Source organism: Tardiphaga sp. 619_E2_N8_4 (assembly GCF_051810905.1).
In the GTDB taxonomy this organism is placed as follows: domain Bacteria; phylum Pseudomonadota; class Alphaproteobacteria; order Rhizobiales; family Xanthobacteraceae; genus Tardiphaga; species Tardiphaga robiniae.
The window spans coordinates 1,048,013-1,059,293 of record NZ_JBPWQJ010000001.1 but is presented as its reverse complement, the minus strand read 5'-3'; the positions used below and the strand labels follow the sequence as shown (position 1 = coordinate 1,059,293).

11 protein-coding genes are annotated in these 11,281 nt (G+C 60.8%); 6 read left to right on the top strand and 5 right to left on the bottom strand.

The features are described 5' to 3' along the window. Positions 1-30 precede the first annotated feature (30 nt). Complete coding sequence (locus tag AB8A23_RS05000) at positions 31-1,398, top strand: MFS transporter (protein ID WP_089263047.1); 1,368 nt, start codon at positions 31-33, stop codon at positions 1,396-1,398. Between the two features lie 43 nt (positions 1,399-1,441). On the opposite strand, the gene AB8A23_RS04995 is transcribed toward AB8A23_RS05000, so the two are convergent. Then, a complete protein-coding gene (locus AB8A23_RS04995; RefSeq protein WP_414716825.1) occupies positions 1,442-2,323 on the bottom strand; it encodes a methylated-DNA--[protein]-cysteine S-methyltransferase in 882 nt (293 codons plus the stop codon). An 81-nt stretch (positions 2,324-2,404) separates the two neighbouring features. Beyond that, positions 2,405-2,923: a DUF2244 domain-containing protein gene (locus AB8A23_RS04990; protein ID WP_439060269.1), complete on the bottom strand. Its 519-nt coding sequence runs from the start codon at positions 2,921-2,923 to the stop codon at positions 2,405-2,407. Positions 2,924-2,945: 22 nt separating this feature from the next. Here AB8A23_RS04990 and nth point away from each other — a divergent pair, with 22 nt between their 5' ends. Continuing rightward, positions 2,946-3,722, top strand: coding sequence for an endonuclease III (gene nth / locus AB8A23_RS04985; RefSeq protein WP_439060270.1), 777 nt, complete (start codon positions 2,946-2,948; stop codon positions 3,720-3,722). Here nth and AB8A23_RS04980 read toward each other — a convergent pair. Continuing rightward, entirely contained in the window at positions 3,719-4,471 is a 753-nt protein-coding gene (locus AB8A23_RS04980) for a sulfate transporter family protein (RefSeq protein ID WP_439060271.1), read from the bottom strand. The genes nth and AB8A23_RS04980 overlap by 4 nt on opposite strands. A 140-nt stretch (positions 4,472-4,611) precedes the next feature. On the opposite strand from AB8A23_RS04980, the gene AB8A23_RS04975 reads away from it, so the two are divergent. The 3 genes from AB8A23_RS04975 to AB8A23_RS04965 are packed head-to-tail and all read left to right on the top strand — an operon-like array spanning position 4,612 to position 7,791. Further along, a complete protein-coding gene (locus AB8A23_RS04975; protein WP_093757839.1) occupies positions 4,612-5,994 on the top strand; it encodes an ABC transporter substrate-binding protein in 1,383 nt (460 codons plus the stop codon). 53 nt (positions 5,995-6,047) lie between these two features. Further along, positions 6,048-6,926: a carbohydrate ABC transporter permease gene (locus AB8A23_RS04970; protein ID WP_089263663.1), complete on the top strand. Its 879-nt coding sequence runs from the start codon at positions 6,048-6,050 to the stop codon at positions 6,924-6,926. A 13-nt stretch (positions 6,927-6,939) separates the two neighbouring features. Next, positions 6,940-7,791 carry a carbohydrate ABC transporter permease gene (locus tag AB8A23_RS04965; RefSeq protein WP_068730277.1) on the top strand — a complete coding sequence of 284 codons (852 nt, stop codon included), beginning with the start codon at positions 6,940-6,942 and terminating at the stop codon, positions 7,789-7,791. 9 nt (positions 7,792-7,800) lie between these two features. Here AB8A23_RS04965 and AB8A23_RS04960 read toward each other — a convergent pair whose 3' ends face one another. Next, the gene (locus tag AB8A23_RS04960) at positions 7,801-8,688 is read right to left on the bottom strand and encodes a YiiX/YebB-like N1pC/P60 family cysteine hydrolase (protein ID WP_120287707.1); all 888 of its coding nucleotides are present in this window, start codon (positions 8,686-8,688) and stop codon (positions 7,801-7,803) included. Positions 8,689-8,882: 194 nt separating this feature from the next. On the opposite strand from AB8A23_RS04960, the gene AB8A23_RS04955 reads away from it, so the two are divergent. Next, complete coding sequence (locus tag AB8A23_RS04955) at positions 8,883-10,286, top strand: flavin monoamine oxidase family protein (RefSeq protein WP_439060272.1); 1,404 nt, start codon at positions 8,883-8,885, stop codon at positions 10,284-10,286. A gap of 25 nt (positions 10,287-10,311) precedes the next feature. Here AB8A23_RS04955 and AB8A23_RS04950 read toward each other — a convergent pair whose 3' ends face one another. After that, positions 10,312-11,259 (bottom strand): MBL fold metallo-hydrolase, encoded by a 948-nt coding sequence (locus AB8A23_RS04950; protein WP_439060273.1) that lies wholly within the window; start codon positions 11,257-11,259, stop codon positions 10,312-10,314. Positions 11,260-11,281 lie beyond the last annotated feature (22 nt).

The window sequence follows — 11,281 nt, the reverse complement described above, 5'->3', positions numbered from 1 at the left end:
CGATATGGAAACAAACAGGGAGAGACGACGATGCCGACATCAGTAAATGCGGGCGGCCGGTTGGACCGGCTGCCGATCGGACCGTTCCACTACCGCATCATGACGTTGATCGGGATTGGAATGTTCTTCGACGGCTTTGACATCTATATCGCAGGAACAGTGCTGGGCGTGACGCTCAAGAGCGGCTTCTCAACACTCGCGGAGAATGCGCTGTTCATTTCGGCGACGTTCTTCGGAATGATGCTCGGCTCGTTCGGCACCGGCTTTCTCGGTGATCGCTACGGCCGTCGGTTCTCCTATCAGTTCAATCTGCTGCTATTCGGCGTAGCATCGCTCGCGGCGGCATTCGCGCCAAACATGACCATCCTGATCCTGTGCCGCTTCGTGATGGGTCTTGGGCTCGGTGCTGAAAACGTGGTCGGCTACTCGACGATGACCGAGTTCGTTCCCGCGCGTTCGCGCGGCAAGTATCTGGGGCTGATGGCCGTCTGCGTCGTTAGTGGCCTGCCGGTGGCGTTACTGGTGGCCTCGTTCGTGGTGCCGATGTTCGGATGGCGCGCCATGTTCGTGCTCGGCGGCATCGGTGCGCTGGTGGTCTGGTACATGCGCAAGAACCTGCCCGAGTCGCCGCGCTGGCTCGAGGCCGTCGGCCGCCGCGAGGAGGCTGAGGCGCTGATGCAGAAGATCGAAAGCGAGGCTGCCCAGGGCAAGCCGCTGCCGCCGGTGACCACGGTCCCGACCGTGCAGGCGTCCGGCCAGCTGTCGTCGCTATTCGCGCCCCCACTGCTGTCGCGTATGATCGTCGGTTCGATCTGCCTGATCACCATCAACACATTGCTGTATGGCTTCGTGACCTGGCTGCCGGTGTTCTTCATCAAACAGGGATTGAGTGTCGCCACGTCGTTCAGTTACTCGCTACTGATGGCGCTGGGTGCTCCGGTCGGCTCGGCCATCGGCGCGCTGACGGCCGACCGTTGGGGCCGCAAGCCGACCATCATCGGTTCGTCGCTGATCGCGGTGGTGTTGGGCATCATCTATCCGATGATTTCCGATCCGCTTCTGCTGCCAGCGGTCGGTTTCGCGCTCACGATCCCGATCTATGTGCTGGTTGCGTTGCTGTTCGGCATCTATATCCCCGAACTGTTCCCCACCGAAGTGCGCTTGCGGGCGTCGGGGATCGTCAACACGCTGGGGCGCGGCGCAACCATCGTGACGCCGTTCTTGGTGGTGACCCTGTTCGAGGCGCGCGGCGTTGCGGGCGTAATGGCGCTGATGATCGGATTGCTGGTGCTGCAGATCATCACGGTGTGGGCGTTCGGCATTGAGCCACGGAACCGCAGCCTTGAAGAAATGAAGACCGACGAATCCTCAGCGCCCGTGCTGAAGGAAGCGTCCTAGTCATTCAGTCCAATGGGCCGCAGGAAACTGCGGCCCATTGCTGCTAATTCGCTCCCACCTGTCCGGCTTCCCAGCCGATCATGGCCTGCTTCCGTGTAATGCCCCAATGATAACCCGTCAGCGCGCCGGATTTACCGAGCGCGCGATGGCACGGCACCACGAAGGAAATCGGGTTCTTGCCCACGGCCGCGCCGACGGCGCGTGAGGCCTTCGGGTTGTCGATCTTGCAGGCGATATCCGAATAGCTGACCGCACGACCCATCGGGATCTTCAGCAGCGTTTCCCAGACGCGGACTTCGAAATCCGTCCCGATCAACACCACCCGCAGCGGCTGGTCCGGGCGCCACAGCTTGCTGTCGAAGATGCGCTGCGCCAGTCCGGCCGTGCCGGGAGTGTCCTCAATCAATGTGGCCGCCGGCCAGCGCCGGCTCATGTCGGCGAAAGCGCGCTGTTCGTCGCCCGGATCGGAGAAAGCGAGACCCGCAAGGCCGCGGTCGCTGGCGATCACGATCGCGGTGCCGAACGGTGAGGGATGGAAGCCGTAGCGCAACTCCATGCCGGCGCCGCCGGTTTTCCATTCTCCGGGTGACATCGCTTCATGGGTTACGAAGAGATCGTGCAGCCGGCCCGGGCCGGAAAGGCCTGAGTCGAGCGCGGCGTCGAGGACGCTGGCGGAATCGCGCAGCAGGTGCTTGGCGTGGTCGAGCGTCAGCGCCTGCATGAACGCTTTCGGTGTCAGTCCCGCCCAGCGGCGGAACAGGTGATGCAACTCGTCCGGCGTCACGCTCGCGGCGTCCGCCACGGCCTCGATGTTCGGCTGGTCCCGCCACTGCGAGTGCATGAAGCCGATGGCACGGCGTACGGAATCGTAATCGCGCAGGGCCGCGTCGCGCTGGCCCGGCTTGATCGGGCGATGCTCAGTCATCGCTAGGTCTCTGGCAAGATTCATCATGATATCGATGTAGGCCTGCCCCGGCGCGCAAACCACCCGTTTCCCGATGGATCATTAGTTCACCGGATTATAGGTCGGGCCGCGTTTGGCGGCCTGGAGCGCTTCCATCAAGGCTTTGATAAAGCTTGCCTTTTCCTCCGCGCCGAGGAACCGTGCGATCGACACCCGACGGCCGCGCGACACCAGAAAAAGCTGCTCGATGCCGAATTCGGCGTGGCACACCTGATCGATCTGCACCCAGAGCGGATTGAATGCCCATTCCACGACGTCCCCTGATGGGCTGACCCGGCGCACACGGATTTCCGACGGCGTGACCGTGATTTCTTCGGTGGCCCTGGCGCGTCTGTCGTAGATCTTGAAGGCGATATAGATCGCCAGCAGGTCGAGGCCGAAAAAGCCGAGCACCGGCCAGGCGCCCATTAGCAGGAAGGCCATCCCTGCGCCGAACGAGACCATGCTGATGAAACCCATGAGCACGAGGAAGCCCTTGCGACCCAGCGCGTGATGCGGACGCAGCAGCGCGCTGAACAGCATCGGTTCCTGCGGGACGTCAAAGTCGTTGCCTGATGTCATGGTCCCTCAGTATATCCCTTTGATGCCGAAAATCACCCGCAAGCTCCCTGCCAGCACGAAATCCAGTCCTGCAAAGAAGGTTGTAGCGAAAGCGGTCAAGGCGCCTGCGAAGAAGATGGCCAAGTCGAAGCCCATCAAGTTGAAACCCATCAAGCTGAAACCTTGGACCAAAGCCCAGGTCCATGAAGCCTTCTCGCGCTTCCGCAAGGCCAATCCCGAGCCCAAGGGCGAGCTCGAACATCTCAACCCCTACACATTGCTGGTCGCAGTGGTGTTGTCCGCGCAGGCGACTGACGCCGGCGTCAACAAGGCGACGCGCGCGCTGTTTCCCATCGCCGATACACCGCAGAAAATGATTGATCTCGGCGAAGAGACGGTGCGGGACTATATCAAGACCATCGGCCTCTATCGCACCAAGGCGAAGAACGTTATCGCGCTGTCGGAAAAACTGATCCGCGAATTCGGCGGCGTCGTGCCGCGCACCCGCGCCGAAATCGAGTCACTGCCGGGCGCCGGGCGCAAGACCGCCAATGTTGTGCTCAATATGGCGTTCGGCGAGCACACGATGGCTGTGGACACCCATGTCTTCCGCGTCGGCAATCGCACCAATATGGCGCCGGGCAAGAACGTGCTGGACGTCGAACTCGAACTGGAGCGCGTGATCCCGCATGAGTTCATGCTGCATGCCCATCATTGGCTGATCCTGCACGGCCGCTATACGTGTCTCGCGCGCAAGCCGCGCTGCGAGGTGTGTCTGATCAACGATCTGTGCCAGTGGCCGGAGAAGACGGTGGTCTAAGCGACCGGCATCTTCGTCACGCGACCCGGCTCGATCAGCTCCGGTCGTGGTCCGCTCAATCGCTTGTGCATATGGACCATGAAGGCCATGCCGAACAGCGGCGTGGCCAGGTTGACAATCGGGATCGAGACGAAGGCTGCGATGAACAGCCCGGCGGTGAACACCGTCGCCGCATGCTGCTTGCGCATCGCCTTGGCGTCCGCCGGCGAGCGGAACCGTATGGCGGCCAGCTCGAAATATTCACGGCCGAGCAGCCAGGCTGTCGCGATGAAGAAGACAACGAAACCAATGCCGGCGAAGAACACGAAGGGCAGCGCGATCAGATAGACCGCGATGGTCAGCAGCGCGGTCTTGCCGCCTTCGGTGATAGCGAGCCCGAACGGCAAGGCGACGCCGACACGCTCCGCGGGATAGTGCTCGCGCTCGACGATATCGGCAACATCATCGACGAACACGCTGGCAATCAGTGACGTGATCGCCGGCATCAGAAAGATTGCGCCGACGACGACGCCGAGACCGGCGGCAATCGACAAGATCCAGGACAGCACATTGATCATCATGTGGTAGTCCGACCCGATCGTGCTTTCGGCCCAGACGCCGCCCGAAGTGGCAGCCCAGTTCAACAACCGCTGCATGCCGATTGCCAGGACAGTGATTAAAACCAGGGCAAGTCCGATTGACTTCCACAGGATGCTGCGCATCGGCGGTGAAAGAATTTGCGATAGCGCCTTGGCGGCAGCGACAAGCATCCGATTTTCTCCTTGCAATCACGAAGACGTAACCCTTGCGAAGTTGTCAGACAAGTGCAGCGCAGCATCGACTTCTTCACTGGACGGATAAATAGAAAGAGGTAGTCTCAAGAAAAACAATCATCAGGGAGGACGACGTCTTGATCACCAAGGGTACCCGTGCGCTTGTTTTCGCTACTGCCGCTTCTGGCTTGTTTCTGACCGCAGCGCCCGCCTTCGCGCAGCAAAGCATCACCGTCTGGTTCAGCAAGGGGTTTTATAAGTCCGAAGACGAATCGCTGCTGGCGGCGATCAAGAAGTTCGAAGACAAAACCAAGATCAAGGTCGAACTCTCGCAATATGCCATTCAGGACATGATCCCGAAGACCGTGGCTGCGCTGGATTCCGGCACGCCGCCGGATGTCGCCTATGCCGACACCTACGATGTGCAGGCATCCGGCAAATGGGCCTTCGAAGGCAAGCTGGAAGATATCACCGACATCCTAAAGCCGATGATGGATAAATTCGCGCCGAATACGGTCGAGACGGCCTATCTGATGAACGGCCAGACCAAGAAGAAAGCCTACTACGGCTTTCCGCTGAAGCAGCAGTCGATGCATGTGGAGATCTGGAGCGATCTGCTCGAGCAGGCCGGCTTCAAGGTCAGCGATATTCCCAAGGACTGGAAGGGTTATTGGTCGTTCTGGTGCGACAAGGTCCAGCCGGCCTATCGCAAGGCGTCAGGCAGCCGTGCCTATGGTGTCGGCCAGCCAATGGGCGTGGAGTCCACGGACTCGCTGCAATCGTTCTACACTTTCATGGATGCCTACAACGTCAAGCTAGTCGATGATGACGGCAAGCTTCTGGTGGACGATCCCAAGGTCAAGGAAGGTCTGATCGGCGCGCTCAGGGACTATACCGACACCTATATCAAGGGCTGCACGCCGCCATCCTCGACGACGTGGAAGGACCCCGACAACAATGTCGCCTTCCACAACAAGAGCATCATCATGACCCACAACTTCACGATTTCGATCGCGGCGAAGTGGTTTGAGGATTCGCAAAACCAGACGTTGACGCCGGAGCAGCGAGCGGCCGGCAAGAAGGCCTATGAAGAGACGATCGTCACGGCATCGTTCCCGCTGAAGCCGGACGGCACGCCGATCAAGTATCGCTCCGACGTGAAGACGGGGATGATCTTCTCGCAGTCGAAGAACAAGGCGGGCGCCAAGGAATTCGTCAAGTTCCTGATGGAAGAAGAAAACCTGGGCCCCTATGTCGAGGGCGCGCTCGGTCGTTGGTTCCCGGTGACCAAGGCTGGACAGGCAAGCCCGTTCTGGCAGGCCGACAAGCATCGCAAGGCGGTCTACACCCAGTTCACGGGAGGCACCTCGTCGTTCGATTTCGTGAAGAACTACAAGTTCACAATCCTCAATAACGAGAACGTCTGGGCCAAGGCGATGAACCGCGTGGTCAGCGAGAAGGTGCCGGTAGAGAAGGCCGTCGATGAGTTGATCGCCCGCATCAAGGAAATCGCGGGTTAGTCCGAGACAAAGCCGGCCGCCCCTCGCGGCCGGCTTTTGCAATGGTGTACAGCATGGCCACGATCACCTATCCCGCTCCCGCCGATACGCTGCCACGCCGGCCATGGTCCGCCCGCCTGACGACGCCGCAGGTCTGGGGCGTCGTGATGATCGCGCCCTATCTGCTCGTGTTCGCCGCCTTCGTGGTCTATCCGATCGGTTATGGCTTGTGGCTGGCGCGGCACCCGGCGAGTTACGTCGCGCTCTATAACGATCCGGTATTCGCGCGCGCCGTCGTCAACACGCTGATCTTCCTGATTATCGGCATCAATGTGAAGATGCTGATCGCTCTGTTTCTGTCCGGCTTCTTCGTGCAGTCACGGACATGGATACGCTGGCTGTCGGTACTGTTCATCCTGCCTTGGGCGGTGCCGTCGATCCCGACCATCCTGTCGGTGCGCTTCATGTTCAATCCCGAATGGGGCGTGATCAATAATCTGATCTTCAAGTTTACTGGCGAGGATGGGCCCAACTGGCTGAACGATCCCGCTATCGGCCTGACGCTGGCGATCATGGTCCACATCTGGAAGTCGCTGCCGTTCTGGACGCTGATCCTGATGACAGGACGTCTGGCAATCTCGACGGACATGTTCGAGGCCGCCGATGTGGACGGCGCCAGCTGGTGGCAGAAATTCCGCTTCATCACCTGGCCATCGATGCAGACGCTGTATCTCACCTGCACGCTGCTTTCGATGATCTGGACGCTCGGCGACTTCAACAGCGTCTATCTGTTGACGGGAGGCGGGCCAGCCGATCTCACTCATGTTCTGTCTACATTGGGGATTCGCTATCTCCGCCTCGATCAGCTCGACATGTCGATGGCATCCATCGTTTGCGCGATGCCGCTTGTGCTGCCGCTGGTCTATTTCATGATGAAACGGCTCTCTCGATGAAGAGGTTCACCCGATGAGAGTGCCAACGCTACGAGAGGTCGGCACCGAAGCGCGACTGTTGTTGATTGGCATTCCCGTGCTGATCTGGACGCTGATTCCCATCTATCACATGTTCCTGTTCGCGATCTCGCCGAAGCAGGATGCATTCGCGGGCAAGTTGTGGCCCGACCATCCGACGCTGAACAATTTCAGAATCGTGTTCAATCAGCAGCACTATTTCCTGCGCGATTTCTGGGCGCAGTTCCTGAACTCGGTCGTCATCGCGGTGGCGGTCGGTGCGCTGACGCTGGTGATTGCGACATCGGCGGCCTTTGCGATCAGTCGCCTGCGCGTCCGCGGCGGCCGAACGGTGATGAACATGGCGCTGTTCACCTATTTCATTCCCGCCGCATTCCTCGCTGTGCCAATGTATCGCACCATGGGCAATTACGGCCTGCTCAACAATCACTGGTCGCTGATCCTGGCGATGGTGACCATTGCTTCGCCCTATGCGATCTGGGTGCTCAAGCAGGCGTCCGACAAGCTGCCGCTCGAGCTGGATGAGGCCGCCATCATGGATGGCGCGACGCCGCTGCAACTGTTTCGCATGGTCTATGTGCCGCTGATGTTGCCATCGCTGGTCGCGATCGGGACCTATGCGCTGCTGCTCGCCTGGAACGAATATCTCTACGCCTTCCTGCTGCTGTCCAAGGATACCGAGATCACGCTACCCGTCGCGCTCGGCAACTTCCTGGCCGCTGATGACTCGCCCTGGGAATTGCTGATGACCACGGGCTTTATTTACGCGCTACCACCAGCCGCAGTGTATTACGCCTTTCGGCGCTACATGGTCGGCGGACTCACAGCGGGCGCGGTCAAGTCTTGAAGTGGCGGATCAGGCGATAAGCCTGATCCGAGGCCTGCTCACGTCTTCGTCAGCCACTTCCGCTTCCGTGTCAGTCGTCTCAGGAATGAGCGTCGGCGTGCCGAAGACGTCCGGAAATGGATCGAAAGTGCCCGCCACCTCCCGGAGCGGCTTTTGTTTGTCGGCCCAATGCAATGCCGTGTAGTCGAATCCGAGTTCAATGGTCGGCTTCACCACTTCGAAATAGGGCGAGATATCGAAATCCCTGGGCATATACAGCGATGAATCGCGGATGTGCAGAATCTCGCGACGGGCCTGGCGGCTACCGGCGCGGGTGATTTTCGGCAGAATCGGATAGCGCACGGCATCGAAAGCCTGCGCGATCAATGCCGAGCAGATGATCTTGGTGGGATCGCCGGAGCCGAAAGCGATCATGCGCCGCCGCCAGCGCTGCGGTATTGGCAGCGGGATCAGGAAGCGCATCAGGTCGAGAATGTTCTTGGTGTCGTAACCAAAGCCAATCCGGTTGATGGCGTAGCGACACACAGTGGTGCGGTCCTCGTAGGACAGACCGACCGGGCGGCACAGGCGGGTGTGGAACGGATAATATTTCGACAGCGGTGCCGAGGTGACACCTTCGCCGATATTGGCCTCGATCAGCACATGCGGCTCGCCGTTCGGCTCTGCAGCACCATCGATTGGGCCGACATAGAGCGCGGCATGCGACCAGGTCGATTGCGTGAGATATTTGATGATGCCGGAGACGCGGTTGTTGCCTTCGACCAGCAGCACGTCACCTTCCTCGATGATACCGCGCAGGCGTTCGGGGTCGCTCGGCGTGAAAGGCTCGTAGCCGGGCAGCTCCTTCTGCAGATATTTCGCGATCAGTTTCCCGACCGTATCGAGCATGAGGCCCATGATCGTGACTCCCCCAGCGCGGTTCATGTCGACCGCTTTCCCTGGCTCCATCATGGTCGAGAGCCATTGCAATTTGGTTCATGCCCGCGCGGCGCTGGTGACAATTCATTCACCACGACGGTTGCCGCACACCCTCGAATACGGCAAGGTTCGCGAGACGTTCTCATGCATCATAAAATTTCGGAAACCATGTCATGACGATTTCACGCCGGGATTTCCTGTCGGCGTCCGCAGCATTGACACTTGTGCCGCTGTTCGGCGCAAGGACATTGGCCGCGTCGCTGCCGCGGGATGCTGACATTGTCGTGATTGGCGCGGGCGCTGCGGGCATCGCTGCGGCGCGTCGCATCCAGGCGGCCAATCGCAAGGTGATCGTGATCGAGGCCTCCAGCCGGATTGGCGGACGGTGCATGACAGACGCGACAGGTTTCGACGCCCCGTTCGATCGCGGCGCGCGCTGGCTGCACACGCCGGAAACCAACGCAGTGGTGAAGCTTGCCCGGCCGGTGGGAATCGATGTCGCGCCATCGCCGCCGAGTCAGAAGCTGCGCATCGGCCGTCGCAATGCCCGCGCCGGCGAGACCGAGGAATTGCTCGCCGCGGTCGTGCGCGCCAATCGCGCCATCGACGAGGCAGCGCGCCGCGCCGACATCTCCTGCGCCGCGGCGCTGCCGAAGGATCTCGGGGACTGGGCGGGCACGATCGATTTCGTGCTCGGGGCCTATGCGACCGGCAAGGACCTCAAGGATCTATCGACGCTGGATCTCTCGCGCGCGCAGGATCGCGCCATCGATGTCGCTACGCGCCAGGGGCTCGGGGCGTTGATGGGTAAGCTTGGCGAGGCCCTCCCGGTGGCGCTGTCGACGCCTGCGACGCGCGTGACCTGGAGCGGACGCGACATCGGCGTTGAGACGGCGTCGGGGCGCATTGCGGCGCGGGCGGTGATCATCACCGCATCAAGCAATGTGTTGTCGTCGGGGACAATCAAGTTCACGCCGGAACTGCCAAAGCGGCAGCTCGACGCGGCGGCAAAACTCAGCCTCGGTAGCTATGACCGTATCGCGCTACAGTTTATTGGCAATCCGCTCGGGCTGGGTCGCGATGAGCTGATGGTCGAGCAAAGCACGAGCACACGTACCGGTGCGCTGTTTGCGAATATTGGCGGGTCATCGCTGTGTACCGTCGATGTCGCGGGCGCATTCGGCCGCGACCTTGCAACTCAGGGCGAGGCCGCGATGGTGGCTTTCGCCGTTGAATGGCTGACGAAGCTGTTCGGCTCCGATATCAAACCGGCGATCATGCGTTCTGCAACGACGCGCTGGGATACGATGCCATTCGTGCTCGGAGCCATGTCGGGGGCCGCACCGGGTGGCCAGGCCTCGCGCCGCGTATTGGCTGAGCCCATGGGCAGTCTGTTCCTTGCCGGCGAAGCCACGCATGAAACATTGTGGGGCACGGTCGATGGCGCATGGGAAAGCGGCGAGCGCGCAGCAGAAGCGGCGCTCAAGAAGATCGGCGCAATAAAAGAGCCGGAACCAGACAAGCCGGTGCGGACGAAGCAGCGGCGGCAGCGGTCGAGCGGAGCGGGGTTGGAGTAGCCGCGACGTGAGGCTGCTATTGGCGCTACACCGGTAGCGCCAGCTGCATCAGATCCTTGGCCACGATGATCTTGCCGGAAAAATTCTTTCGCACGCCCGAGATCCAGTCCTCGTCGGTGACTTCGGGATCGTCGCCCGGCACGAAGTGGCTGAGCACCAGCACCTTCACGCCGGCCGCGGCGGCGATGCGGCCGACATCCTCGGTGGTGGTATGGCTTTCCATCAAATGTTTTTTCAGCGTCGCGCCGTTCTTCGTCTTGATCACCAGCCGGTCAACAGCGGGCACGTAAAGTGCCTCATGCACCAGCACGTCCGCTCCCTTGGCGAACTCTGCTAGCCTCGGGTTGTAGGCGGTGTCGCTGGAGAACACGATGACGCCGTCGGGCGTCTCGAATTTGTAGGCGAAGCTGTCGACGATCGGCGGATGCGGAGTGCGAAACGCTGTCACCTTGACGTCGGCGGTCTGCAGCACCACGCCATCCTCGGTGATATCCTTGGCAACGAGCAACGGCCGCGGATCGGGGCGGCCTTCATCTTCGATGCGGGTATCAACGTCGAATTTGTTCAACTCCCAGTAAGTCCGGGTCATTGCCTCGATGCCCTTGGGACCAAACGAGTGGATCGGCGTCGAGAGGCCTGCGGCCCAAGCATTGTAGAACAAGTTGCCGTATTCCAGATTGTGATCGGAATGGTGGTGGCTGATGAAGATATACTTCACCGAGGGAAGCGGCACGCCGGCATTGACCAGTTGCCGGCTGACGCCCATGCCGCAATCGATCACGAATGGCGTGTCGTTGACCACAACGAGATTGGCTGGATTGGATGCACCGACGCCGACGCGCGGGCCGCCCTTGGTGCCGAGAAATATGATCCTGGTGCGCGGTTTTGCCGGCGTCTGCGCCAGCACGGGGCGCGCCGCGAGGACCATGGCGCCGGCAGCGGCAAACTTCAGCATGTCGCGGCGATCGATCATGGTCTTCTCCCGTTGTTCTTGA

Excerpts from the sequence above, each read along its gene's own strand:
- AB8A23_RS04990 (WP_439060269.1), bottom strand. The coding sequence starts at position 2,923 with ATGACATCAGGCAACGACTTTGACGTCCCGCAGGAACCGATGCTGTTC.
- AB8A23_RS05000 (WP_089263047.1), top strand. The coding sequence starts at position 31 with ATGCCGACATCAGTAAATGCGGGCGGCCGGTTGGACCGGCTGCCGATC.
- AB8A23_RS04980 (WP_439060271.1), bottom strand. The coding sequence starts at position 4,471 with ATGCTTGTCGCTGCCGCCAAGGCGCTATCGCAAATTCTTTCACCGCCG.
- AB8A23_RS04955 (WP_439060272.1), top strand. The coding sequence starts at position 8,883 with ATGACGATTTCACGCCGGGATTTCCTGTCGGCGTCCGCAGCATTGACA.
- AB8A23_RS04950 (WP_439060273.1), bottom strand. The coding sequence starts at position 11,259 with ATGATCGATCGCCGCGACATGCTGAAGTTTGCCGCTGCCGGCGCCATG.
- AB8A23_RS04960 (WP_120287707.1), bottom strand. The coding sequence starts at position 8,688 with ATGGGCCTCATGCTCGATACGGTCGGGAAACTGATCGCGAAATATCTG.
- AB8A23_RS04970 (WP_089263663.1), top strand. The coding sequence starts at position 6,048 with ATGGCCACGATCACCTATCCCGCTCCCGCCGATACGCTGCCACGCCGG.
- nth (WP_439060270.1), top strand. The coding sequence starts at position 2,946 with ATGCCGAAAATCACCCGCAAGCTCCCTGCCAGCACGAAATCCAGTCCT.
- AB8A23_RS04995 (WP_414716825.1), bottom strand. The coding sequence starts at position 2,323 with ATGACTGAGCATCGCCCGATCAAGCCGGGCCAGCGCGACGCGGCCCTG.
- AB8A23_RS04965 (WP_068730277.1), top strand. The coding sequence starts at position 6,940 with ATGAGAGTGCCAACGCTACGAGAGGTCGGCACCGAAGCGCGACTGTTG.